We start from the raw sequence: 26345 nt of genomic DNA on the forward strand, positions 1-26345 counted from the left end.
CTGTGTTAAAGAATCTATTCAGCTTGTTTTTATTATTTCAGAAAAGAAAGTCGCTGTCAATGGCTATTTCTCAAATGTTCAATGAGTTTTTTCATATCTTCAGGAAGGGGCGCTTCAAACTCCATGTATTCGCCCGTCCGCGGATGATCAAAACCTAATATTCCGGCATGAAGCGCCTGGCCGTTGAAATCAATGGTTTTTCTCGGTCCGTACTTCGGATCGCCTGCCAAAGGAAACCCGATATATTTCATATGAACGCGGATCTGATGCGTTCTTCCGGTTTCAAGACGGCACTCTACGAGCGTGAAGTCTTGAAAACGCTCAAGCACGTGGAAATGCGTGACGGCGTTTTTGCTGCCTTCTCTTGTTACGGTCATGCTTTGACGGTCTTTCTTATCTCTTCCGATCGGAGCGTCAATCGTTCCGTCATCATGTGAAATCAACCCGTGGACAACCGCTGTGTACTTTCTCGTCACGGTTTTATTGACGAGCTGATTAACGAGTGATTCATGCGCCATATCGTTTTTGGCGACCATTAACAGGCCGGAGGTATCTTTATCAATACGATGGACGATTCCCGGGCGCATGACGCCGTTAATGCCTGAAAGATCATTGCAGTGAGCCATCAGTCCGTTTACGAGCGTCCCTGTCACATGGCCGGGCGCCGGATGTACGACCATGCCCCGCGGTTTGTTCACAACCAAGACGTCCTGATCCTCATAGTAAATATCCAGATCCATCGGCTCTGCAAGCACGTCCAGTTCTTCCGGTTCAGGAATGGTGACGGTTACCTGATCGCCGGGCTGCATTTTGTAGTTGGCTTTGACGGATTTGCCGTTAACGGTTACCAGTCCCTCTTTCACCCATTGCTGCACCTGAGTGCGTGACCAGTTTTCTCCTGCTGCGGCCAAAAATTTATCAATCCGTTCGCTTTTTTGTTCAGGCTGAACGGTTATCTCAAATTGATTCATGTTATTGCTCCTTCTTTTTCCCGCTGTCAAACAGCATATGAATAAATAAAAGTATGACGCCGACGCACAGTGAGGAGTCCGCGATATTAAAAATCGGATAGTGATAATTCACGATGATGACGTGAATAAAATCGACTACTTCCTGGCGTGCCGCCCGGTCGATAAAGTTTCCGGCTGCACCTCCCAGCATTAAGCCGAGAGAAATTCCGAGTAACATCTGCCCTTTTGCATAACGCTGTATGTAATAAACGATTCCGATAATCACGGCGATGGTAATGACGTAGAAAAACCACATTTGGCCGGCTAAAATTCCCCATGCCGCTCCCGTGTTGCGATGAGAGGTGATATAAAGCACCTGATCGATGACAGGTATGCTTTGTCCCAATTCCATATGGCTGACGACAAGCCATTTGGTTAATTGGTCGGCAATAATAATAAAAAGAGCGATAAGATAATAAAGCACACACGTTCCTCCAGTATACAGTTACTTTTATCCTTTATGAATTTTATCAGTAAAAGATGCCGGAGTAAAGGCAGATCATAAGGGCATGAAGACAGACGCTGTCACTCATACAGCGCCTGATCATATGCATAATCTCCGGATACCCAGTATGGAAGGGTTTTCTTTTCAAATTGAGCGGGATAATAAAAATCATCAGCAGTTCTGGCCGTCGGCAATACCGCGAGCTTGTCAATCGGAATGGGGGCGCCTGTTTTTTCACAATAACCGTACGTATTGTTTTCAAACTTAGACAGGGCAAGAAGAACATCCTGAAGTTCTTCTTTTATATGATAGATCAGAGTTGCTTCTTGGTCGTTCATTGAAGGTTCAACAGATGCTGACATTTGAAAGCAAGAATATTCAAATAATCTTGATTGAAGTTCTTCTTTCATCATGAGAAGCTCCGTGTGGATTGCGGTCAGTTGATCATTCATTCATCACAACTCCTGCTCTTGATTTATAGCTTTATTGTTGCCCCCAGAGCGCCATTTGAAGCCCATAAGATTTTTCCTATCGTTCTAATCGATGACATTAGTGGCATGTAAAAAACGCCCGGCTGTCAGCCGGGCGCTTTCTCATTCATTAATTTTGATAATATTTTTCAACGATTTCCGCATTGCGCAGTGATAATGTCGGATACTTCGGATTAGCGCCGACATCTTTAGAAATCACGCGGGACCGCTCACACATCTGACCTTCCGCTTTTTCTACGGTCATTTTTCCTGTTGTGAAGCTTTGCGCGTTTTCCGGCGCTTCGCTTTCGTCTTTTACTGTCAGTTCCGAGACGATAAACAGCTGTGCGATGTTTTCTTTAATGGATGACAAGAGGTCGCGGTTTTCTTTGTTCGGATACAAAGTCAGGCTCGCTTCCAATGATCTCCCGATAATTTTTTCGTTACGGGCCATTTCCAAAGCTTTCAGCACGTCATTGCGAAGCTCCATGAAGCGGTCGAATTTTTCTTCTGTCGCTTGACTGTCCGGAACAGAGATGGTTTCCGGCATATCTGTCAGCTGCACGCTCGCCTCTTCAACAAATGATAAGTGAGACCACATTTCATCCGCCGTATGAGGGAGAATCGGTGCTGTCAGCTTCACTAACGCCAGCAGCGTTTCATAAAAGACGGTCTGCATGCTGCGGCGGTCCGGATGATCCGCATGCTCGATGTACACGACATCTTTTGCGAAATCAAGATAGAAAGAGCTGAGCTCGATCGTACAGAAATTATGAATGCTGTGATAAACAACCGCAAATTCGTATTCATCGTACGCTTTTTTCACTTTATCGATCAGCTTATTCAGCTTGATCAGCATATATTGATCCACTTCACGAAGATCTTTTACATCAACCGCATTGACGCTTGGATCGAAATCGAACAGGTTGCCGTGAAGGAAACGGAACGTGTTGCGGACTTTCCGGTATACTTCCGCGACCTGCTTCAGAATATCTTCAGAAACCGGGTGATCGGCCTGATAGTTTACGGAAGAAACCCATAAACGCAGAATTTCAGCTCCAAGCTGTTTTGCGATTTTTGTCGGCTCAATCGTATTGCCGAGTGATTTACTCATTTTACGGCCGTTTGCATCAAGTGTAAATCCGTGGCTTAATACGCCTTTATACGGCGCTTTGCCGGTGACTGCAACGGCGGTAGAAAGAGATGAGTTAAACCAGCCGCGGTATTGGTCAGAGCCTTCAAGGTATAAATCAGCCGGGCGGACGAGATCATCACGTTCCTCAAGAACGGCCTGGTGAGAAGAACCTGAATCAAACCATACATCCATAATGTCTTGCTCTTTCGTGAAGATTCCGTTCGGGCTTCCCGGATGTGTAAATCCTTCCGGCAGAAGGTCTTTTGCCTCTCTTTCAAACCAGACGTTTGAGCCGTGCTGTTTGAACAGCTCAGAAACGTGTTCAATCGTTTCGTCGGTGATGATCGGCTCACCGTTTTCAGCATAAAATACCGGGATCGGAACGCCCCAGACGCGCTGTCTTGAAATACACCAGTCGCCGCGGTCGCGCACCATGTTGTAAAGGCGCTGTTCGCCCCACTCCGGCACCCACTTCGTTTGTTTGATGGCATCAAGCAGCTCCGGTCTGAAATCTTTAATTGACGCAAACCATTGCGCTGTCGCTCTGAAGATAGTCGGTTTTTTTGTTCTCCAGTCATGCGGATAAGAGTGTGTAATAAACTCGAGCTTTAAGAGCGCGCCGTTTTCTTCAAGCTTCTCCGTGATCGGTTTATTGGCTTTATCGTAAAACATTCCTTCAAAGCCCGGCGCTTCGTCGGTCATGTTGCCTTTTTCATCGACAGGGCAAAGTACTTCTAAGCCGTACTTTTGGCCGACGATAAAGTCATCTTCCCCGTGGCCCGGAGCAGTATGAACACAGCCTGTTCCGGCATCGGTTGTAACATGGTCACCGAGCATGACGAGTGAATCTCTGCCGTACAGCGGATGTTCTGCAGTGATGTATTCTAACTCTCTGCCTTTATACGATGCGACAACTTCAGGATTTTCAAAGCCGCATGCCTCCGCTACGCTTTCGATTAATTCAGCCGCTACTACATAACGCTTGTCTCCAACCTTGATGACATTGTATTCAAGATCAGGATGAACGGAAATTCCGAGGTTGGCAGGCATTGTCCACGGTGTCGTTGTCCAGATAATAAAGCTTTCTCCGTTCTCGAGAACGCCTTTACCGTCTTTCACCTTAAATGCAACATAAATGGATGCCGAACGTTTGTCCTGATATTCAATTTCCGCTTCTGCTAAGGCAGATTCACTTGAAGGCGACCAGTTGACAGGCTTCAGGCCTTTATAAATATAGCCTCTTTTCGCCATCTCGCCGAAAACGCGGATCTGCTGCGCTTCAAATTCAGGCTGGAGCGTAACATAAGGGTTTTCCCAATCGCCTCTGACGCCGAGACGCTTGAATTGTTCGCGCTGTCTTTCGATCTGCTGCCATGCATATTCTTCGCAAAGCTTGCGGAAATCGGCTACGGACATTTCTTTCCGGTTCACTTTTTTGTTTTTTGTCAGTGCCGTTTCAATCGGCAGACCGTGCGTGTCCCATCCCGGCACATACGGGGCGTTGTAGCCGCTCATTGATTTATAGCGGACGATAAAATCTTTCAGGATTTTATTCAGGGCATGACCCATGTGGATGTCTCCGTTTGCATAAGGAGGTCCGTCATGCAGTACGAATTTCGGGCGGTCTTTCGTCCGTTCTTGAACAAGACGGTAAATATCCTGCTCCTCCCATTCTTTCTGCATGTCAGGCTCACGGTTCGGCAGATTTCCGCGCATCGGAAAATCTGTTTTCGGCATTAACAGCGTATCTTTGTAATCCATTTTCATTCCTCCACAACATTTTTCAGAAAATAAAAAAAGCCCTCTCATCCCATAAGGGACGAGAAAGCTTATCTCGCGGTACCACCCTTTTAGAAAAAACGATCATCCGTCTTTTCCTCTCGAACATCGTAACGTGATGGAACGTCCTTTCCTACTCTCGGTTCAGAAAGGAAACTAAAGGGCTGATCTGCATGATTCCGGCCATCCCGGGCTTTCACCTTCCCCGGTTCGCTTTATGGCCCGCTTTGAGTCATGCCGGTCCCTTTCATCGTCTTTTCATCTGAATTTATGAACGTATTATATTCGAACGGGCCGGAGAATGTCAAGAAAATCTGAAAATTATTCTTTTTCCTCAAATACCGCGTCGACTTCGTATTCTAACAGATGATCCCAATCATCGTTTTTCAGCAGGTCGAGCTGCGCCTCAATCAGCATTTGGAAACGCGTTCTGAACACTTTAGACTGTTTTTTCAGCTCTTCAATTTCCATTGCGATTTTTCTTGATTTGGAAAGCGACTCATTGATGATTCGATCAGCATTTTTTTCTGCTTCACGGACGATCAGCTTCGCCTCTTTCTGCGAATTGCGCTTTACGTCTTCTGCCGCTTCTTGAGCTACGAGAATTGACTTATTCAGCGTTTCTTCAATATTGGCAAAGTGGCCGATTTTTTCATCCAGCTCGTTCACTTTCGCCTCAAGCTCCGTTTTTTTACGGAGTGCGATTTCGTAATCTTTTCTGACCTGCATTAAAAATTCATTTACTTCATCTTCATCATATCCGCGAAAACCTTTTGTAAACGTTTTGTTATGGATATCATTCGGCGTTAATGGCATATTGCCACCTCCATTTTACATTTCAGTACGGTTATCTAGTTCACATTATAAAACAAATACGGCCATAGATGGAGAAAAAATCTGAAAAAACGACTCATTTTTGCCGTTCGAATGTGACTTTCCATTTGTCTTTTTTCGTTTTTCCGTCTACTTTTGTCAAACTGCATCGTCCGAAGCCCCGAATCGAGAGCATGTCCCCTTCAGCAACCTGATAGGACGGATCCTCAACGGCTTTCCAATTCACCTTAACGAGCCCGTTCTTCACAAGGGTCTGCGCTTTCTGCCGGGATTGCCTGCTCATCGAAGCGCAGACAGCGTCGAGGCGCAATGAAGAAACCGTGTCATCCCTTATTTCGACATCTGAAGCGGGAATGTGAAGGGCCGAAAGCTCGATTTTCTCAAGCTTTACCGGCGCTTTGCCCGCTTTGGTCAGCTGAGTGCCGACAAAATCGGCGATTTCACCGGAAACGATAAGCTGCACGGCCTCCTCTGAGAAAATCAGATCGCCGTATTTCTGCCGCTTTAAGCCGATCCCCATTAATGATCCGAGAAGAGAGCGGTGATCGATGTTGACGAATTTTTCAGCGTATTGAACGTCAAAGGCCTGAAGCTCAAAATCATCTTGTCCAGGTTCCATATATTCAGGGTATAAAATCGCGCGTTTGCGCTCAGCTCTGTCATATCCCCCGAAAAAGGCAAGACCGCACGTATCGCCGATGACGGCTTTTACAATCACCTGTTCCCGCGGATCTAAGAAATCGGTCAGCTTCATCCGATATTGGTCCAGGACAATCTCTTTCCATTCAAGCGCCTGGTCGATAAAAGGCCGCTCGTCGTGTCTGAAGTGCTGGTAAATATCGCTCATGTTCTTTCCTTTCTATGTAAAGAGGCTTGGCTGGTGCCAAGCCCGTATCAAACTGTCGCATTCAAGTATACATTGCGATCATGCGGTATAGGCCCCAAAGTCCCGTCGTGGCAAACCGAAGCACGATAATCGCTACAATCGGGGATATATCCAGCATGGCAATGGGCGGAATGATCCTTCTGAACGGCTCTAAATACGGTTCGCAAATCGATGCGAGAAACCGTCCGACCGCCGTTTCTCTCGTACTCGGCACCCATGACATAAAGATGTAGATAATCAGGGCAAACGAGTAGATGTAAATTAAATAACTCAGAACGGAAAAAATTTGATAAAGAATCATCCTGCTTTACCACCTCTGATGTTCGTCTTCATTTATAAGCTCCGAAATCGTGCCGGAAACATCGACATTATCAGGCGTGCACAGAAAAATATCCGAACCGATTCTTTGAATGTCGCCGCCGATGGCATAGACGGTTCCGCTTAAAAAGTCGACGATTCTTTTTGCCTGATCATGCTGGATGCGCTGAAGATTGACGACAACCGCCCGCCTGTTCTTTAAATGATCGGCGATTTCCTGCGCTTCCGCATATACACGCGGTTCACTCAACACCACTTTAGAGGATTTCTGAACACTTTGCAAGCTTACTACGTTCTGTTTGCCCGCAGGCTTCTGAGCGTAGGCATTCTGTTTATCTTTCTGCTGTTCATGCTCTTCCGGACGATCCTGCTCCGTTTCAATGTATTCGTATTCGTACTCCTCCTCATCCATCGAGAAAAAGTTTTTCAGTTTATTTTTCATGCTCATTTGTTTACACCCCCCGTTTCATTTCCGACTAATGAAGAGCCGATTCTGATAAAAGTAGCGCCCTCTTCAACAGCGATTTCATAATCATTTGACATGCCCATTGACAGTTCCCGGCACGGTGCGTTTGTCTGGTCCAGCTTCTGCACCTGGTCCCTCAGATCACGCAATTGCTGGAAACAGGCTCTGATCGTTTCTGTATCGTCTGTCAGGGGAGCCATCGTCATCAGGCCCTCTACAGAAATGTTTCTAAACTCAGAAAGCTCTCTGATAAAGGGAATGACCTCCTCTGTTTTCAAACCGTGCTTAGACGGCTCAAGCGAAGTATTCACCTGCACAAAACAGCGAACCGCATGCTGCGCCCGTTTTTCAATTTCTTTAGCTAATGACAGTCTGTCTAAGGAATGTATATAAGATACACGGTCAACGACGGCCTTCACCTTTCTGGACTGAAGACTGCCGATAAAGTGCCACACGGGGCTGCCTTTAATGACATCCTGCTTACGGATAAGCTCGGCATCCCGGTTTTCTCCCAGACTTGTAATACCGGCATCCACGGCCTCTTGAGCCCTTTCGGCTGATACGTATTTTGTAACCGCGATGACAGTTACATCTTCGGGGCTTCGGCCCGATCTGTTACATGCTTCGTTTATTCTTTCGTTTATATGTCGTAATTGATCAGCAACACGCAAGATAACTTATGCCTCCTTCATTCCGATAAAGGACATCATGCGTCCCGTTTTTCCTTTGTCGCGGCGATGTGAAAAGAATAGTTCACGCTCTTGTTCGGTGCATAAACCGCTGACTGAAATGTTTTCTTCCGGAATGCCGCAATGTATCAGAAGAAGGCGGTTGACCTCTTTTAAATCAAGCTGATACCGGCCTTTTTCCGTTTCGCGTATGGCGGATTCTGCGGAAAACGGCAGCGCCCGGACTTCATTGATGACGCGGTCGTCGACGGTATAGCTGTCCGCGCTGATGGACGGACCGATGACGGCCTGAATATCTGTTAAGCGGGAGCCTTCTTCGGTTACCCAGCGTTCCGTCATGATGCGCCCGATTTGTCTGACCGTCCCATTCCATCCGGCATGGGCAGCGCCGATCATTGATTTCACCGGGTCATAAAAATACAAAGGCACACAGTCTGCAAAACACAGGGCCAAAAAAAGATTTGTATCTTTCGTATAGAGCCCGTCCGTCCCGCGGAATGCGGAGGAATAGTCTCTCGCCCCTTTTCCTTTATCTCCCGCTGTCACGCATCGGACGCGGTTTTCATGTGTCTGATCGGCGAATACCCAGGAATCCAGATCAGTACCGCATAAGGACGCTATGATTTCACGGTTTTTCACAACATCATGAGCTTCGTCCCGGACGTGCAATCCGGTATTTAATGACTCATACGGAGGATTGCTGACACCGCCGTTTTTCGTTGTGAATCCGGCGATGACCTTTGTGTTATGCTGATTCACACGGTTCCAGTCTTCTATCATGAGTGCCGAGGGGGTGGTAAAACTAAACGGGTGATATGTATTCATGAAGATCCAACCTTTCGACAAACATTAAAAAGCGAATTTCCCACTCATTTTAACACAATTTTAAGCATACGTTTAGCGGCTGATTGAAAAATGAGATAAATAAATGTGCCGGAAACATTGAGATTTCCGGCTTTTTACAAGTAAAGGGAGGATTATGCTCCCCCCTTTGGTTCGTTTACACGCACTAAGATGACATCTTCCCCAATTTTAACTATATTTCGCCAAGGAATGATCATTTCCTCTTCTTTTCCGAAAAAACCGAGAACTTTTCCGCTGCCGCCTAAAATAATCGCCTGAATTTTTCCCGTTGTCACGTTAATATCAATATCACCGATGCTTCCGAGTTTTTTTCCGTTCGACACGTTGACTACATCTTTTATTTGAAATTCAGATATGCTGATCATTTGTATCACGCCCTTTGCCCGTTCTTTTTCCTATTATATGAGCGGCCGGGCTGAACCTTGTCACATCGGGCAATCTTTTTTGCGGCTGCACCAGGTGTGGATAAATCTCAGCATGATTTTCGTATAGTCCATCAGCTCATCGACGGACACTTCTTCGTTTACGGAATGGGCGTTTTTTAAATCGCCGGGTCCGTATATGACGCTCGGAATCCCGGCATGATAAAGCCATCCTCCGTCTGTTACGGTTTGGGAAACATCAATGACGGGCTCCTGTTGTTTGACGGCTGAGTGCGATTCCGCCAGAACAGAAACGGCCGGATGGTCCGGGTCGATTTCCAGCGCCGGGAACACCTCTCCTCTGTCTTCAATCATGGAAGACCCGCCCCATTTGAATACCGGCCTGTTTTCCCTGAGCCACAGATCACCGTCAGAGACACGATTGATATAGTCTTCGATTTCTGCCGCAGCTTGTTCGTGCGTTTCGTTCGGGTAAAAGTGGACAGTAATCCATAATCGGCATTCATCGGCGACAAACGCTGCGTGCCTTCCCCCTTCAATAACGGCGGGGTTGATCGTATTGGTGCCTGGCGCAAAGCCGGGATAGCTTTTCGTTACTGCCCAGTGGCGTTCCAGCTCTCCCAAGGCAGTGATGATTTTCGCCATTTTTTCGATTGCGCTCGCTCCGAATGTGCCTCCGCCCGCATGAATCATATTGCGCCTCATGCCGTCATGAAATGTTTGTTTGCTTTTCAATTCTATCCAGCCGGTGATGACTCCGCCCTGCCCTTGAATATGCAGGCTGCTCGTATCCGCGACAACCGCAAAATCCGCGTGATAGCCGGGTTTGCAGCATTCCAGCGTCCCCGCCTCGCCGACTTCTTCTCCGATCACAGACTGTACAATGAGGTCGCCCGCAAGCTCAATGCCTGCATCATGTATCAGCTTCAGAGAAAATAGAACACACGCCAATCCGCCTTTCATATCAGCGGCGCCTCTTCCGATCAGCATGCCGGCTTTAACGAGCGGCTGAAACGGGTCAGAGTCCCAGTCTTCATCCCTGACTTCGGCTACGTCAATGTGTCCGTTTAAAATCAGGCTTTGATGCCCGCTTGAATCTGTCCCTTTTAAAACACCGACTACGTTCGGATCTTCCGGGTACACATCCCACATATCGACCGAGCAGCCCATTTCTTTTAAAAATCCGGCCACCCACTTCTGAGCTTCTGCTGTATTTCTTGCAGGCGGAGCCGGTGTCGGAAAAGCAATCAACCTTTCAGCAATATGTATTAAATCGTCCCGCCGTTTATCCGCCTGCTGCAGCAGCATGTCAAGCTGGTTCATTGAACATCTCTCCTTTTGCTGTATTAAAAAACCCGTTTCATCAAATGAAACGGGTAAAAACGGATTTTCCTCCGCTTTTTTCACCGCTTCCCTCCGCCGGCATGATCCGGATCAGGTCCGTTAAGAGTTGAGACCAACGTCTCTCTCAGCTGCATGTCAGCAGCACCCCCAGGGTGAATTGATTTTATTTGACGGATGATGCCGCTTTTGCACGCGTTAAAAATGGACGGCCGTTGTTCCATAAGACATTGACAGGCATATCGAAAAACGCTGTAAGCCGCTCGTCAGAAAGCATGTCCTTGATTTTCCCGGCAGCGAACACCTCGCCTTGTTTTAAAAGCAGCGCCTGATCAAATACCGGCAGAATTTCTTCAGCATGATGAGTGACATAAAGGATGGACGGCGCATTTTCTTTTTCAGCGATCGACGTTATCGTATCCAGCAGCTGCTCTCTTGCCATAAAATCGAGACCCGTCACGGGCTCATCCAAAATCAGCAGTTCCGGATCAGCCATAAGCGCCCGCGCAATCAGCGCTCTTTGCCTTTCCCCCTGAGATAACGTTTCATACCGTCTGTCCGCGTAGCTGATGGCGCCTAAATCTTTCAGAAGACCGATCGCTTTTTCCCTCACTTGTTCACTCGGTGTTTCATAAAGCCCGATTGAAGCGTACGCGCCGCTGAGGGCGATTTCAAAAGCGGAATCCGCGGCATATAATTTGTGCTGCAGACCCGCTGAAACAAGACCGATTTTTTTTCTGAGCCTGTCACCGAGCTCTGTTTTGCCGAATTGATGACCGAGCACCTGCATCTCTCCTGAAGTGGGAAAGTAATAAGAACATAACATATTCAGCAAGGCTGTTTTTCCGGCTCCGTTCAGTCCGAACAGCACCCAATTTTCGTTTTTCTCAACGCGCCAGTTGATATCTTTCAAAATCCATTGGCCGTTTCTTTTTAATGACACATTGTCCAGCTGTAAAATCATTGCAGTTCCCCCGTTATTTGTTTCAATTTTCTTAAAACTTTTACACATTAGAATACATCACTTTTTCGCAAACGTAAACCGGCGCACGAAAAAAGCCTTTAAAACAATGTTTAAAGGCTTTCTCCGTTATTGATGGATATTCTTATTCATTTGTTTAATGGCTGCCTTTTCAAGCCTTGAGACCTGAGCTTGGGATATGCCGATTTCTTCTGCGACTTCCATTTGGGTTTTCCCCTGGAAAAAGCGCTTTCGCAAAATCATTTTTTCCCGTTCGTTCAGTCTTCTCATGCCTTCTTTCAGAGCGAGCTCCTCAATCCATTGTGTATCCTTATTGCGCTCATCGCTAATCTGGTCCATCACGTAAATCGGATCGCCGCCGTCATTATAAATCGGCTCAAACAGTGATACCGGATCTTGGATGGCGTCAAGGGCAAACACAATTTCTTCATGGGGCACTTCAAGAACTTTGGCGATTTCCTCTGCTGTCGGCTCCCTGCTTGTCTCACTGATTAACCGCTCCCTTACTTGAAGCGCTTTATATGCGATATCGCGAAGCGACCTCGAGACGCGGATCGGATTGTTATCCCGCAAATATCTGCGGATTTCTCCGATAATCATCGGTACAGCGTATGTTGAAAACTTAACATTATGGCTTAGGTCAAAATTATCAATGGATTTCATTAGTCCGATGCAGCCGACCTGAAATAAGTCATCAACATACTCTCCTCTGTTGTTAAACCTCTGAATGACGCTTAAGACAAGGCGCAGATTGCCGTTTACAAGCTTTTCCCTCGCTGAATCATCGCCCTCATCCTGCAATTGCTTAAACAGCTTTCTCATCTCTTCATTCTTGAGCACCGGTAATTTGGAGGTATCCACCCCGCAAATTTCGACTTTATTTCTTGACACGTTTTTCCCTCCCACTAGGAGCTGCTGTACAACGTTAAGTATCTCCTCGGGTGGGAAAAATATGCACCGCTATTTTACAGAAATAAACATCCGGCGCCGGCAATCCTTGCAGCAGTAAGGACCGTCAGATGGAAAAAATTTTACACCATTTTGTTAAACTCTTTTCTCAGTCTTTTAATAATCCGCTTTTCGAGCCGGGAGATATAAGATTGTGAAATCCCCATCATATCGGCTACATCTTTTTGTGTTTTTTCTTCTTCACCGACAAGCCCGAATCGCAGTTCCATGATCTGCTTTTCTCTATCATTTAATTGCTCAAGCGCTTTTTTCAAAAGTTTTTTATCCACATTGGCTTCAATGTCTTTTGTAATAATATCATCATCTGTGCCGAGCACATCCGAAAGCAGCAGTTCGTTTCCGTCCCAATCAATGTTCAGCGGTTCATCAAAGGACACCTCTGAACGGATTTTATTGTTTCGGCGCAAGTACATCAAAATTTCGTTTTCAATACATCGCGACGCGTAGGTTGCGAGTTTGATTTTCTTTTCCGGATTAAACGTGTTTACCGCTTTGATCAAACCGATTGTGCCGATGCTGATTAAGTCCTCGATATTGATGCCGGTGTTTTCGAATTTGCGGGCAATGTAAACGACAAGGCGTAAGTTTCTCTCAATCAGGATGGCCCGCGCCGCCTGATCCCCGCTCGGCAGCTTTAATAAGAGCACCTGCTCCTCTTCTTTAGACAAAGGCGGCGGCAGCGCTTCGCTTCCTCCTATGTAATATACTTCATCACTTTTCAGTCCGAGTTTCATCAGCCATTTATACCACAAATATGTCAGACGCAGCTTAAGTTTTTTCATCTTCCTCCCCCTTCTAAATACAATGCGTTTTGAGTATGATGAATAACAGACTTTTCGTCAGGATACATGCTTCACAGCCTTCCCGGTCAGCATCTTCGGGTGAACGATTCCGTCAAATTCACCGTCCGCTGATAATTGTTTCGCGCTGATGCCGATCAGGCATTTTTCACATGCAATCATCTCGTCTTTCGTTATAATCGTGACGTAATCCGGCTTTAAACAGAGTAAAAATTGATTGTCCTGGCCGACGCCCCTGTATGGAATCAGCCTCAGCTTATCCGCATGGCGGAATGAATCATCAAGCTGCTCTATCACTTCAAGCGGACTGGCAGATTTGATGATGTCCGTTTCCTTTTCACTGAGAATCGGAGCGAATTTGTCAATGTGAAGGATCATGACCGGCGTTTTTGTCAGCGGGTCATACAGCTGATTCCCGGAATCCACCAGGCCTTTTGCGCGGATTGTCTGTCCGCTGAATTCTGCCTGAACCATGACAAGTTCATCGTACTGAATGGACTTCGTCTCGATGTCTTCGATTCTCTTTTTCGAAAAAAACCATACGGCCGGAAATCCGATGACAACAAATATCCAGCTGATCGGATCGCCGAAGCCGGTCTGGCTCGTAACCATGGCGCCGTGTTTTACAATTGATTCTGTCTGCAGCAGGGAATGTACGCCGATCATTCCCCCGCCGACGAGAAAGGTCGCGAAATAAAAGGCGAACAAATTTTGAAAAAAGTACCGAAACCGTTTAAAGCCAAAAGCCGTAAGCACGATGACAACTGAAAATGCCATTTTTCCCGCCGGATGCTCTACAAAGGGAGAAACAGGCGTAAACATCAGAAGCACAATGGCTGATCCGATGAAACCGCCGGCGGCCACTCTTCTTTTTTTCACCTGGCGTTTTAAAATAAAGGCGGTTAATAAAAGCAAAAGAGAATCAAAACAAAAGTTCAACAGCCAAATGACATCCAGATAGATTTTCACATCTGACCCCTTTCCTCTTTTGTCTTACATATCTGTTTCTCTCTCTTGTTTCATAAGTATAAAGCAAGCTCTGTGGGAAAGTCTGTCAATTAATGTTGAGGGGAAAGTACAATTTTTAAGGGATAACCGTTTTATTTGTCGAGGGTCGAAGAGATTGATTTCCTATTGACCGTCTCAGCCAAAAAAGCGCTGCCGTGTCCCGGCAGCGCTCTGTTTTACTCATTGATATAAAGTTTTCCTTTTGCTGTCTGTCTCGTTTCATTTCCATAATCATCTCTTGCAATAACGTCAATTTTTGCTCCGCTTGCTTTGATGGAAGAAGTCGCCGTCCAGTAACCCTCATATCGTCCCGGAGAAATTTCTCTCAGCGGAAGCTCCGTCGCGTTTTGGGTCCCTGCCCGGGCGTTTGTCAGAGGCATACGGATCACGAATGAGGCGTCTAATTTCTTCCCGCTTGAAAAAGCGATTTTCACTGATTCTCCGGCTTTTAATTTTTTATCCGCTCCGGGAACCAATCCGGAGATGACGGGAGCGTGATAATTGACATCAATCACCGTCTTTTTCGTTGTTTTGTTACCCGCTTCGTCTGAGGCCGTGACTTTGATTTCGTTGCTGCCGTTTTCCAAAAGGATTCTTGCTTGATAAGAGCCGTCACTCACCTCGGCCTTTTTGCCGTTCACCTTCACCCATTTTAAATGGGCGTCGTAAGCTTTTCCTTTTACAGTCACCGCTTCTTTATTTGTTTTATCTCCGTTTGCCGGACTGTCAATCGTCACATCCGGCTTATCCTGATCGAGTATGACCGTGACAGGGCGTGACTCATCGGTTGATCCCTTGTCCGTCACAGATGCCGCCGTCAGCCGATTGGCATCTTTACGCAGTGTGACATCAGCCTGGAAATGGCCGTCTGCATCTGCTTTCGTTTCAGCGGCGGTTTTACCGTTATTGGTCAGGCGGACTGCGGTTCTTGGCGAAGCCGTTCCTTGCACCGTGATTGACTTCTTGTTTGTAAATGACCGGTCAACAGGCGACGTGATCTCAGGCACGGAAGCTTCGTAGTCGACTAAAGCCCTGATCATAAAGTTTCCGTCTGATTTATCGGCTTTTGACCAGCTGCCGTCGAGGTATTGCCAGTTTCTGTTCGAATATGGACTGCCGTCGTCAGATGACAGGGCAGGTGAATAAGGATCGGGTTTCGTCTGGCGGAGCACAAGATAAAAATCCTTTCCGACCTCGATTCCTTTTGAGCTGAGATCCACTTTGGTCCATTTTCCGTTTCGAAGCGCTTCAGCTTGGAACGGGCCGGCAATTTTGCTGCCCGGGCTCCCGTCAGGGCCGGATGCATCATATACTTCTGCTTGAAATTCGGTACCGCCCGGATCAGGCCAGTCCGCGCCCCAAAATTTAAAGAGGCCTCCTGTCAGCATACCGTGTTCTTTTCCGTCTTTAAGCGTCATCTTAACGGCAGATTTGCTGCCTGCCTTAAAATAGGACAGTCCGGCTTCTTCAGTCCCGTTATCATAAGCAATTTCCCCTTCATAGCCGATATACGGCTTAAGCTTGGCGTTTTTTTCAGCATCCCCTTTGATGTCAACAGAAAATTCGCTGTTGTAAAAGCCTTTTGCGGCTACTTTAATGGTGTATGAGCCTTCGTACGCCCGAAGCGAATATTCACCCTTGTCATTTGTCACCGCAGGCTCAATTGCAGCGTCCTCCACTACATAAAGCGCGGCCCCTTCCACCGGTTCGCCTGTCGACTGATTGGTGATGGTTCCTTTTAGCGTGCCGGACGGCATTTGTTCCAGTGTAAAGTCTGCCTGTGCGGTTTTGTCTGCTTGAACAGAAACTTGTTTTGCAGCGGGTTTAAATCCGTATGCCTCGGCTTTCAGCGTATAGTTTCCCGCTTTATGAGACAGGCTGTAGCTTCCGGTTGCGGGGTCGGAATACACGGATTTCCCCGTCTCGGCGACACTGATTTGCGCTCTGAGCGGCAGGAGATTCGTTTCACGTTTCACCGGTTTTCCGGATGATTTCACCGCCGGTTTGGCCAGTTTCGGACTGACGGCTTTTTTCTTCAGATGTCCGGGCGGTGTTTGTCTATTGTGTTTGCTTTTTTTGGCCGCCTTGCCGAGAGGGCTGCTTGAAAGCCGGACGTCATCAATATACCATCCGTCTTCATTGAGTACTTCGTCTGACTGCATATTAAACATAAGCTTTATATTTTGGCCTTTATACGCGGATAAGTCTGCTTCTTCATCATTCCATCCTGCGGAGTCACCATTGTAAACAGCTGCCTGCTCCCAATTCGATTTTCCTTCCGGCAGAACGAACACGTACCCGTAATCAAAAAATTCTTCGAGCTTGTGCCAGCTTTTAAATTGCAAAAACAACCGTCCTGAATCTGGAACCTGGATCGGAGGCATCACTAAATTCATATTGGCCGAATCGGCATACGGTCCGGACAGATTCGTCGCATACACTTTATCTCCGGAAAATGCAGCGCCGGGGCCTGAACTCGGAATCCCCCATTCCCATTGGTCATGTGTCCCGTAACTGGACCAGCCGGCCGGCTGTGATTCAAAATCTTCTTTGTACCCCGCCGTAATGCTCGGTTTTACGTCAGCCCGGTACGTATCAGATTCTGCAGAATGACCCCCGAAATCTTTTATTGTCCATTTATAACTTACCGTGCTGCCCGTTACGTGCGGAATTTCTGCCTGGTAGAGCCCCTTTTTTTCATCACCGCTTTTTTGAACGGCGGCGATCGTTTTCCATTCTCCTTTATCAAATTGATAGGAAAGTAACACCTCAGTCACGCTTACATCGTCTTCTGCTGTAACCGTTAACGGCAGATTTGCCCCTTTGTAAGCTACTTGGACGGGTTCATGATGCCAGCTGGGCGGATTGTGATCTTCGCCCGCAGAAGATACTTTGCCTTCTACGCTTCCGATTCCGTCTGTTACGGCAGAAACGGCGTCAAAAGCATTGACTAAACCGTGGCCGTAGCCGTTATTCGGTGATTCCGGAAAAACGGAGTCTGTCAGCTTTTCAGCGGTGCGCGTCAAAACGTCTTCCATTTCATCAACCGTAATAGAAGCGTTCGCCTGCCTTAACAAAGCCGCCGTCGCCGCCACATGCGGCCCGGCCATTGAAGTTCCGTTCCAGCCGCCTTCATATGTTCCCCCAGGAATAGAGGAACGGATATTCACTCCTGGAGCCGAAATATCCGGCTTAGTTTCATGATACGGTGAGGGGCCTTGAAGTGAGAAATCAGCAAGTTTCTTGTCGATGTCAGTCGCGCCTGTCGCAAATGCTTCCGGATAATTGGCCGGATTTGCGATTGAACCAGGTCCTCCCGGTGTAAATAAATCTTCATTTCCCGCAGAGAATTCCGGAAAAATCTCGGCTGCTCTCCATGCATTCACCATATCGCGGTACCACTCGTCCATTCCTGAACCGCCTGCCCAGGAATTATTGACAACATCCGGCGCCATCTCGGGATGCGGAGTGCCGTTTTTATCTTTTGGCGCGAGCACCCACTCACCGGCATCCAAAATATCGGCATCGGTTCCTCCGTCATCTGAAAATGCTTTTACTGCGATCCATTTCGCGCCCGGAGCGACACCGATTTGATTTGAGCCGTCAGGTTCTGAACCCGTCATCGTGCCTGTTACATGAGTGCCGTGTTCAAGATCATCGTAGGGCGCGTCTTTTTTAGACACGGCATCATACCAGTTCATTTCATGGTTCGGCGCTGCGGGATTTTCAGGATCGTACCCCCGGTATTTTTCCTTAAGCGCCGGGTGATCCCACTGAACCCCTGTATCAATCGAGGCGACAACCGTACCGGTGCCGTCGTAACCAGAGGCCCAGGCCTTCGGCGCATCAATTTGGCTGATGTTCCATTCAACGCCTCCCTTTGCCTTGATCTCTTTTTGTTTTTTCTTCAATTGAAAAGGAGCTTTTGATTGAGTAAGCTGTCGCTTTTCATTCGGGAGAACTTTTTCTACTTCAGGAAATGAGGCAACTTTCTCCATCACCTCTTTCGAAGCCGTGACTGCCATTCCGTTGACAATATAATAGGAATGGATGCGGTCCGCCTTGCCTTTCTTTTTTTGTTTTTCCAAATATGTTTTTATATTCTGCTGGGCATCATGAGCCGCCAGTTTTAAAGAAGAGACGACCGCTGACCGCTTTTGATATTCTGTTTTTGCTGCCGAAAGCGATTGGGACTTGGCATTTTTCTCTGCTTCTTTAACCGCTTTTTTCGTATCGGCTTTCTCTTTAAATTTGATGAGAAATGTGACTTTATCATTTTTCTCAAAACGCTTCTTGACTGAATCGGAAATCTTATGCTGAACGCTCTTAGAGGAAGAAAGATCTTTGGTGGCAGAAACTGTTCCCGGTGTGGTCTCCGCTGCGGCTGCACCCGGAAACAGCAGTGAACTGACGACAATCGCGCTTAAAACGGAGCCTGTCCATCTGTTTCTCATTTTTTTCTTCAATCGTATCCCTCCTTATTTGGAAACGCAATATAAATTTGTATTCCTCCCCTCTCAATTGGAATGGTTTGTCATTTCGATGCTGCACGTTAAATGTAGACAATCTTCTATTCAGATATTGTCACATTCTGTCAGAAAGCCGGACGAAACTAGAAAACAATCAATTGGTCATAGGTATAAAGTTTCTATTTTCATTGTATAGATCATGGGGATAGGCAGGAAGACTGAGCGAAAAAAGAAAAAGGACAAAACCATGTGGTTTTGTCCTTTTTGCATCAGCCGCGTTTGTTGCGGTTTCTTAAAAATGTAGGAATATCAAGGGCATCATCCGCCGGCTGTGAAGTATGGCGGTTTACCGTGTTTTGATGCTGTGTTTCTTCTCGTTTCGGCTCACGTTTCGCAGCAGGCTGGCTTTGAGACTTCAAGCCTTGGTTTAAACTCGGACGCTGCGGTTTTGAGTCGTCTTTCTCCTGTTCGATAAAACCAGTCGCGATGACGGTAACGACGATTTCATCTTTCAGATTTTCATTGATAACTGAACCGAAAATCATATTCACATCAGGATCAGACGCAGAAGCGACGATATCGGCTGCTTCCTGCACTTCGTAGAGGCTCAGATTTGTACCTCCCGTAATGTTCATTAAAACACCTTGCGCTCCGTCGATTGCCGCTTCAAGGAGCGGGCTGGAGATGGCCTTTTTAGCGGCTTCGGCAGCACGGCTTTCGCCTGTAGCGATCCCGATACCCATCAATGCTGAACCTTTGTTGGACATGATGGTTTTAACATCGGCAAAATCTAAGTTGATTAAACCAGGCGTCGCGATAAGGTCTGAGATACCTTGCACCCCTTGGCGAAGCACGTTATCAGCTTCACGGAATGCTTCAAGCATCGGTGTGTTTTTATCGACAATTTCTAAAATCCGGTCATTCGGAATAACGATCAGCGTGTCAACGGCTTCTTTCATCGCCGTGATCCCGCCGGCAGCCTGCAGCTGGCGTTTTCGTCCTTCAAATGTAAACGGTCTTGTTACGACTCCGACAGTCAAAGCGCCTAAGTCTTTTGCGATTTGCGCAATAACCGGTGCGGCTCCCGTTCCGGTACCGCCTCCCATTCCGGCTGTAACGAACACCATGTCAGCGCCTTTTAACGCTTCTTCGATTTGTTCTTTACTTTCTTCAGCGGCTTTTTTGCCGACTTCCGGATTCGCTCCCGCTCCGAGACCGCGGGTCAGCTTTTCTCCGATCTGCATTTTCACTTCTGCTTTTGACAGGTTAAGAGCTTGCGCGTCCGTATTTACCGCGATGTACTCTACACCCTGTACTTCGTTTTCAATCATTCGGTTGACCGCGTTATTACCGCCGCCTCCTACTCCGATTACTTTAATTGATGCTAAGCCGTCTATGTTTGTTTCGAAATCCAACATGCTAAATCCTCCTAATCTGCCGAATGACTATCAATCTATTCCCAAAACATGCTTAATAGTTTTTTCATTTTGCTCGGTTTGTTGTGTTCGGCTTGTGTTTTTTGTTTTGCTTTTGGACGCTGCTGCGCCTCAGGCCGCTGATGATGTTCTTCTTCGTGAGAGACCGCGATTTCCTGCACGGCTTCTTCCGGCATATGAAAGCCTATTTTTCTTCCCTGAATTCTGGCATTTCGGCAGGCAAATTGTATCAAGCCGACACCCGTCATATATTGAGGGTCTCTTACACCGATATAATTCGGGCTTGCGACCCTGACATTGTGCCTCAGCACTTCCTGTGCCAATGAAAGCACGCCGGGCATTGCGGCCTGTCCGCCGGTCAGCACAAAGCCGCCGGGCAGATCTGTAATTCCCATATGCTCAATTTCGGCTGCGGCAATCTCAAGAATCTCTTCCACTCTTGCTTCAATAATATTGGCAATTTCCTGCTGTGTAAAAGATTGCTTTTGATTCGTTCCTATGACGGTGACTTCAAATACTTCATCTTCTGAAGCCTCATCGTAGAATGCATGTCCGAATTGTTTCTTTACTCTTTCAGCCTCTTCGGTGGAAGTGCGCAATCCGATCGATACATCTTTCGTGATGTTTTCGCCTCCGAGCGGAATGACGGCTGTCTCCTTCAGGTGCCCCTGTTCAAATACCGCCACCGTCGTCGAGCCGCCGCCGATATCAATCATGGCGACTCCGAGGTTTTTTTCGTCTTTTGACAAAGCCGCTGAACCGGCCGCAAGCGGCTGCAGGCAGATATCTGTAATTTCGACGCCCGCTCTCTCCACACAGCGAAGCAAATTATGTAAGATCGTTTTGGAGCCGGTAATCAGCGTGCCTTCTACTTCCAGGCGCACGCCGAGCATTTTTTTCGGATCGGTAATTTCGTCTCTTCCGTCAACGATAAACTGTTTCGGAACGACGTCAACGATCAGCTGCTCGTGCGGAACTGACACGACCTGTGCCGCTTCCATTACCCTGCGGACGTCTTCAACGTGAATTTCTTTGTTTTCACTGGAAACAGCGACAACGCCGTTCGTATCTTGAATATGAATATAATTTCCATTAACGCCGACAATGGCTTTTTTCAGCGGAAAACCTACCATTCTTTCAGCTTGGTCAAACGCTTTTCTTATAGAATGAACGGTTTCATCTATATCAACGATTGAGCCTTTTTTCAACCCTTCAGACGGTACATTTCCCACTCCGATAATGTTAAGGGAATCATCTGTCATTTCTCCGACGATCACTTTTGTATTGGACGTACCGATGTCAAGACTGACGTAAAGTTCATTGTTGTTCATTCTATGGCACCTCCTCACATTTCGATCAAATTCTATTCTATTATTTGCGGAACAACAATACAATGGATGTGGCTTTACAAGTGTGTAACAAAAACAACAGCATCAACAAATTTTCATCTGATTTCTCACAATTTATGTTTAATGAAACTATTCGTTATATTCTATGTATATCCTCTTTTATATCGCATTTTTTTTATTTTTTTTGGAGATGGCCCACCTTACCGTAAGATTTCTTGTCACGGGGTCATCCTGTGCAATCCAGATGCAAATATACCCGCTTTCCATTAGTCTACACTAAGATGAACCTTCAGAAAAGCGATAGATATTGCCAGAAACATCCGAAAAAAGAAGAAACAGGAGGAAAATTCCAAATGCAATGATCACTGCAGAAGACACGCCCATTGCATTAAGAATTTTCCGCTTGTCCGGCAGCCGGAATCCCCGGCAAAAAACAAACATAGTCATAACTATTCCGCTATCGGTTATATCGGCTGCCATGCTGATTGTAACAGTCCCTTTTGAATCACCTTAAAATTAGTTCTTTAGAACTATTGATCAGTTTCTTTTTTCTTGCCGGATTTACCTTTTTTAAATTCTTCAAAATATGTAGCGACTTCTAAGTGGATAATTCCCTTTTTTCCGCCGTCCAGCTGAGAAACGATAGAAGGATAGGTCTTCATCCGGGCGGCAAACGTTTTAATTGAAGCGGTCACCACATATCCGTCGTTCATATACAGCTTAATCCGGTCCTGATCCATTTTTACCGGAGTGTAGTAGATTTCAGAAATCGACTGCTTTAACGAACCTGAAAGCTTATCAAGCTGATCTGCCATTTTGACCCGCTTTTTCGCGTTTGTCCAGTCTACCAAAATCGGACCCGCGTCATCGGGCGTGACTTCGTTCGGCAGCACGGTGCCGTTCTCCAGCACTTCATAATACACATCATTCCGCTGCAGATACGCGATGGTCTTATATTCTTCAATGTGAATTCTGACTTTGTTAGGAAATGCTTTTGAAAGCTCCGCCTTTTTCACCAGCTTATTCTGCTCAATCTTTTCTTCTGTTTTTTTCTTGTTCAGACTCCAGAACTCGGTCTGTCCGTTATGTATATCAGAAAGCGCGCTGATCTCTTTTACAGACACGTTTTCGTTTCCGGAAACGGTGACAGAAGAGACTTTGCTGATCGGCATCTGCAAATACACGATGATTAAAACCATCATAAAAAAGAGCACAATGAATGAAATCAGCCGGCGGTTTGCTTTTTGTTTCCGCTGCTCTTTGATTTTCGGAATCCGTTCTTCAATATTTACGATTTTTTCTCTTTCATGATTCGGGTTCACTGCCTGTCCACCTCGCTAAGAATGAAACAGCTTGACATTCGTCTGATTGAAAAACAAACGGCATGCTGTGATGCCGTTTGACATTTGTTAAAAGTATATCACATGAGCTCACGGAAATCAGAGAACCTTTTAGCGATTCCCGCCGATGATTTCAACTTCTGTATGCATGTCAACATCATACTGCTCACGGATGGTCTTTTTCACATACTCAATCAGGTCAAGGACGTCCTTGGCAGTCGCCCCGCCGGCATTGACGATAAAATTCCCGTGCATTTCGGACACTTTCGCTCCGCCGATCTGATATCCTTTTAATCCCGCTTTTTCAACGAGGTTTCCGGCATGATCCGGCAGCGGATTTCTGAATATGCTTCCCGCGCAGGGGCTTGAGTACGGCTGAGTATTTTTTCTGTAATCTTTGTTTTGCTGCATTTGCGCCGTGATGGCTTCCCGTTCCTTTTGCTCAAGCTTTAGAATTGCCTCAAGACACACGCCGGGACGTTTTTTCTGCAATACAGACGTTCTGTAGCTGAAGTCCATCTCTTCGTTCGTCAGCCATTCGATCGTGCCGTCTTCAAATAAGATACGGGCTTTCACAAGAATCTCACTCATATCAGATCCATGCGCCCCCGCATTCATATAGACGGCTCCGCCGATTGATCCCGGAATGCCTGCTGCAAACTCGAGTCCGGACATTCCTTTTTTACTCATCGAAGTCGCAAGACGGACGACTGAATAACCGCCTCCGACCGTCACCTGATCGCCGTCAATCTCCAAATGATCGAGACCCGCTCCCAGCTTAATAACAACTCCTCTTATGCCTTCATCAAGCACGAGCAGATTTGAACCGCGGCCGATAACCGTCCATGGCAGGTCATGTTTCTTCACAATATCCATAATATCTTTGACCGCTTCCACACGGTTGGGGATGATTAAAATATCCGCCGGACCGCCGATTTTCATCGTTGTATGATTCGCGAGCGGTTCTTGTTCCAGCACTTTGCCGACTTCGCGGTCTCTTAATTCCTGAATTACGTTCTCCATCGTAAACCTCCGCATTCCATTTGCTCTATTTTTTAATGTCTTCCATGATACTGTACAGTCTGGCTGCCGCATCGGGAACACCGAGTGATTTTGTCCGCTCACTCATGTCTTTTAGCGTTTCGTCATTCATTACGATTTTGTCCAGCGCAGCGATCAGTTTTTCTCCGCTGAGCTCGGTTTCTTTCAGTACGATTGCAGCGTCATGCTGGCTGAGCGCCTTCGCATTGACTTCCTGGTGATTGGCTGTCACGTACGGGCTCGGAATGAGCACACTCGGAATGCCGAGTGCGGTGATTTCCGCAATCGTTGTCGCCCCGGCTCTGGCCACAATAACATCGATTGATTTTAAGTACTCCGGCATTTGGTGCAAAAACGGTTTTGTCACCATATTATCAGCGGCTTTTCCGCCTTTCAGCTCAGCCGTTACCTTCTCATAATGCACTTCCCCGGTAATATAAAGCACTTGGTAAGGTCTCGTTTTCAATTCTTCCTGCATATCAATAACGGCACGGTTAATAGGAGCCGCACCTCTGCTTCCGCCGAAAATGAGCACCGTTTTTTGATCTTCTTTCAGCCCGAATTCAGTTAACGAGCGGCCTGTCTTAATTGAGACGACTTCAGAGGCTCTCGGGTTTCCCGTAAAAACAACTTTTTCAGCAGGAAAATGCGATTTTGCCTCTTCAAAGCAAATCGCCACCTTATTAACATATTTCGAGAGAAACTTATTCGTGATGCCCGGAAGGCTGTTTTGCTCATGAATGATCGTCGGAATTCCCATTTTTGCCGCCGCGTATACAACTGGACCGCATACATAGCCGCCTGTGCCGATAACGGCATCTGGTTTAAATTCTTTTAAATACGATTTGCTTTTCTTCACGCCTTTTAAGAAACGCAAGACCGTTTTTACATTTTCAAAAGAAAGTTTTCGTTTGAAACCTGTAATTTCAATGGCGCGAAACGGAATATTTTCCCTTTCAACAATTTTTTTCTCAAGACCGTTCTCTGTTCCGATATATAAAAATTCCACGTCCGGGTGCCGGCGCTGAACTTCTTTAATAAAGGCCAAAGCCGGATAAATATGTCCTCCGGTTCCGCCCCCGCTTACTGCAATACGCATTCGTATGTCCCCCTTAATCACATAGCGATAACCCTGTTTTTTAGGACAGGGTTATTGATGTTGTCTGTTTTTTTATAAATGACGAATATATCATGAGTGATGAGGCAAGATACAGATCAATACCTCGAGTACCGGCTGACATTTAAAAGCACGCCGACCGCTGCAAGCATCAGCGTCAATGATGACCCCCCGTAGCTTAAAAACGGCAGCGTAATTCCTGTTACCGGGATCAGCCCCGTCACAACACCGATATTAATCATGACTTGAATAGCAATCATAGAAATAATACCGATGGCGACAAAGCTTCCGTATAAATCCGGAGCGCCGAGCGCAATCCTGACGCCCCGCCATAATAAAATACTGAACAGCAGCAATATGAGCGAGCCGCCGATAAAGCCGAGTTCCTCAGATAAAATAGCAAAAATGAAATCGGTTTGCGGCTCCGGCAGGTAAAAAAACTTTTGCCGGCTTTGGCCGAGCCCCATTCCGAACAGACCGCCCGGACCTACGGCATAGAGCGACTGAATGATCTGAAATCCGCTTCCAAGCGGGTCCTCCCACGGGTTTAAGTAGGAGGTGATCCGTTTAATCCGATAAGGAGCGGACAGAACAAGCGCCGCAAATCCGCTTAAACCGATAAGTCCGAGAAACGCGAAATGAGCGATTCGCGCACCGGAAACAAATATCATCACGATGCACGTACCCACCATCACCGTCCCCGTTCCAAGGTCGGGCTGGCACATGATAATAATAAATGCAGAAAACACGATTCCGAGCGCGGGAACGAATCCGCGTCTGAATGACGTAATGTTCTTCTGTTTTTCAGAAAGAAATTTAGCCAGAAACGCAATCATCGCGAGTTTCATAAACTCCGAAGGCTGAATGCTGAACGCGCCCACTCCGATCCAGCTTCTTGAACCGTTCCGCACCATTCCGACTCCCGGAATCAGTACAAGCACAAGCAGGAAAAAACAAATGATCAGAAGCAGCTTCGACCATGTGCGCCATGTCCAATAATCCACATTCATAATGAAAAACATGGCAATGACGCCGATTCCCGCAAACAGCAGCTGCCGTTTCGCAAAGAAAAACGAGTCGTCAAATTTATAATCCGCCCAAACCGCACTTGCACTGTAAACCATAATTAATCCTATTGTTAAAAGCAATAACGTAATGATAACTAATAACAAATCAGGCGCTGTTTTTTTAGTAGTCAAAGCAATCGACACCCC

General features: G+C 46.7%; 23 protein-coding genes, 1 riboswitch and 1 other annotated feature. All 23 genes read right to left on the bottom strand.

What is annotated here, in order from left to right:
• Window positions 1-56: 56 nt before the first annotated feature.
• On the bottom strand, window positions 57-971 hold the full coding sequence (locus AC1DN5_RS05655) for an RluA family pseudouridine synthase (RefSeq protein ID WP_016936188.1): 915 nt from the start codon (window positions 969-971) through the stop codon (window positions 57-59).
• Between the two features lies 1 nt (window position 972).
• Complete coding sequence (gene lspA / locus AC1DN5_RS05660) at window positions 973-1434, bottom strand: signal peptidase II (protein ID WP_016936189.1); 462 nt, start codon at window positions 1432-1434, stop codon at window positions 973-975.
• Window positions 1435-1535: 101 nt separating this feature from the next.
• The gene (locus AC1DN5_RS05665) at window positions 1536-1907 is read right to left on the bottom strand and encodes a TraR/DksA family transcriptional regulator (protein ID WP_095240746.1); all 372 of its coding nucleotides are present in this window, start codon (window positions 1905-1907) and stop codon (window positions 1536-1538) included.
• Window positions 1908-2055: 148 nt separating this feature from the next.
• Window positions 2056-4821: an isoleucine--tRNA ligase gene (gene ileS, locus AC1DN5_RS05670; RefSeq protein WP_016936191.1), complete on the bottom strand. Its 2766-nt coding sequence runs from the start codon at window positions 4819-4821 to the stop codon at window positions 2056-2058.
• Between the two features lie 51 nt (window positions 4822-4872).
• Window positions 4873-5099 (bottom strand) — a binding site (T-box leader).
• A 61-nt stretch (window positions 5100-5160) separates the two neighbouring features.
• A complete protein-coding gene (divIVA, locus tag AC1DN5_RS05675) occupies window positions 5161-5655 on the bottom strand; it encodes a septum site-determining protein DivIVA (protein WP_003154406.1) in 495 nt (164 codons plus the stop codon).
• 94 nt (window positions 5656-5749) lie between these two features.
• Window positions 5750-6520: a YlmH family RNA-binding protein gene (locus tag AC1DN5_RS05680; protein WP_366969409.1), complete on the bottom strand. Its 771-nt coding sequence runs from the start codon at window positions 6518-6520 to the stop codon at window positions 5750-5752.
• A 61-nt stretch (window positions 6521-6581) separates the two neighbouring features.
• The gene (locus AC1DN5_RS05685; RefSeq protein ID WP_016936193.1) at window positions 6582-6860 is read right to left on the bottom strand and encodes a YggT family protein; all 279 of its coding nucleotides are present in this window, start codon (window positions 6858-6860) and stop codon (window positions 6582-6584) included.
• Between the two features lie 6 nt (window positions 6861-6866).
• Window positions 6867-7325, bottom strand: coding sequence for a cell division protein SepF (gene sepF, locus AC1DN5_RS05690; RefSeq protein ID WP_045926086.1), 459 nt, complete (start codon window positions 7323-7325; stop codon window positions 6867-6869).
• On the bottom strand, window positions 7322-8014 hold the full coding sequence (locus tag AC1DN5_RS05695; RefSeq protein WP_366969410.1) for a YggS family pyridoxal phosphate-dependent enzyme: 693 nt from the start codon (window positions 8012-8014) through the stop codon (window positions 7322-7324). The genes sepF and AC1DN5_RS05695 overlap by 4 nt, the downstream gene beginning before the upstream one ends.
• Before the next feature lie 6 nt (window positions 8015-8020).
• On the bottom strand, window positions 8021-8857 hold the full coding sequence (gene pgeF / locus AC1DN5_RS05700; RefSeq protein ID WP_029575208.1) for a peptidoglycan editing factor PgeF: 837 nt from the start codon (window positions 8855-8857) through the stop codon (window positions 8021-8023).
• Window positions 8858-9009: 152 nt separating this feature from the next.
• Window positions 9010-9261, bottom strand: a complete 252-nt coding sequence (locus AC1DN5_RS05705; RefSeq protein ID WP_003154415.1) for a YlmC/YmxH family sporulation protein — start codon at window positions 9259-9261, stop codon at window positions 9010-9012.
• A gap of 60 nt (window positions 9262-9321) precedes the next feature.
• Window positions 9322-10602: an acetylornithine deacetylase gene (locus tag AC1DN5_RS05710; protein ID WP_366969411.1), complete on the bottom strand. Its 1281-nt coding sequence runs from the start codon at window positions 10600-10602 to the stop codon at window positions 9322-9324.
• 71 nt (window positions 10603-10673) lie between these two features.
• Window positions 10674-10782, bottom strand: a riboswitch (TPP riboswitch).
• Between the two features lie 4 nt (window positions 10783-10786).
• On the bottom strand, window positions 10787-11584 hold the full coding sequence (locus AC1DN5_RS05715; RefSeq protein WP_366969412.1) for an ABC transporter ATP-binding protein: 798 nt from the start codon (window positions 11582-11584) through the stop codon (window positions 10787-10789).
• 126 nt (window positions 11585-11710) lie between these two features.
• Window positions 11711-12493, bottom strand: coding sequence for an RNA polymerase sporulation sigma factor SigG (gene sigG / locus AC1DN5_RS05720; protein ID WP_013352181.1), 783 nt, complete (start codon window positions 12491-12493; stop codon window positions 11711-11713).
• 140 nt (window positions 12494-12633) lie between these two features.
• On the bottom strand, window positions 12634-13353 hold the full coding sequence (gene sigE, locus AC1DN5_RS05725; RefSeq protein ID WP_016936200.1) for an RNA polymerase sporulation sigma factor SigE: 720 nt from the start codon (window positions 13351-13353) through the stop codon (window positions 12634-12636).
• A 57-nt stretch (window positions 13354-13410) separates the two neighbouring features.
• On the bottom strand, window positions 13411-14340 hold the full coding sequence (gene spoIIGA, locus AC1DN5_RS05730; RefSeq protein WP_016936201.1) for a sigma-E processing peptidase SpoIIGA: 930 nt from the start codon (window positions 14338-14340) through the stop codon (window positions 13411-13413).
• Between the two features lie 215 nt (window positions 14341-14555).
• Entirely contained in the window at window positions 14556-18845 is a 4290-nt protein-coding gene (locus tag AC1DN5_RS05735; protein WP_366969413.1) for a S8 family serine peptidase, read from the bottom strand.
• A 272-nt stretch (window positions 18846-19117) separates the two neighbouring features.
• Window positions 19118-20266 (bottom strand): cell division protein FtsZ, encoded by a 1149-nt coding sequence (ftsZ, locus tag AC1DN5_RS05740; RefSeq protein WP_016936203.1) that lies wholly within the window; start codon window positions 20264-20266, stop codon window positions 19118-19120.
• 35 nt (window positions 20267-20301) lie between these two features.
• Window positions 20302-21615 (bottom strand): cell division protein FtsA, encoded by a 1314-nt coding sequence (gene ftsA / locus AC1DN5_RS05745; RefSeq protein WP_003154425.1) that lies wholly within the window; start codon window positions 21613-21615, stop codon window positions 20302-20304.
• Window positions 21616-22163: 548 nt separating this feature from the next.
• The gene (locus tag AC1DN5_RS05750; protein WP_016936205.1) at window positions 22164-22955 is read right to left on the bottom strand and encodes a cell division protein FtsQ/DivIB; all 792 of its coding nucleotides are present in this window, start codon (window positions 22953-22955) and stop codon (window positions 22164-22166) included.
• Between the two features lie 129 nt (window positions 22956-23084).
• Window positions 23085-23996: a UDP-N-acetylmuramate dehydrogenase gene (gene murB, locus AC1DN5_RS05755; RefSeq protein WP_016936206.1), complete on the bottom strand. Its 912-nt coding sequence runs from the start codon at window positions 23994-23996 to the stop codon at window positions 23085-23087.
• A gap of 25 nt (window positions 23997-24021) precedes the next feature.
• A complete protein-coding gene (gene murG / locus AC1DN5_RS05760) occupies window positions 24022-25113 on the bottom strand; it encodes an undecaprenyldiphospho-muramoylpentapeptide beta-N-acetylglucosaminyltransferase (protein ID WP_366969416.1) in 1092 nt (363 codons plus the stop codon).
• A 116-nt stretch (window positions 25114-25229) separates the two neighbouring features.
• Window positions 25230-26330: a stage V sporulation protein E gene (gene spoVE, locus AC1DN5_RS05765; protein ID WP_003154430.1), complete on the bottom strand. Its 1101-nt coding sequence runs from the start codon at window positions 26328-26330 to the stop codon at window positions 25230-25232.
• Between the last annotated feature and the right edge of the window lie 15 nt (window positions 26331-26345).

This window comes from Bacillus sp. 01N42_2 (assembly GCF_056399565.1).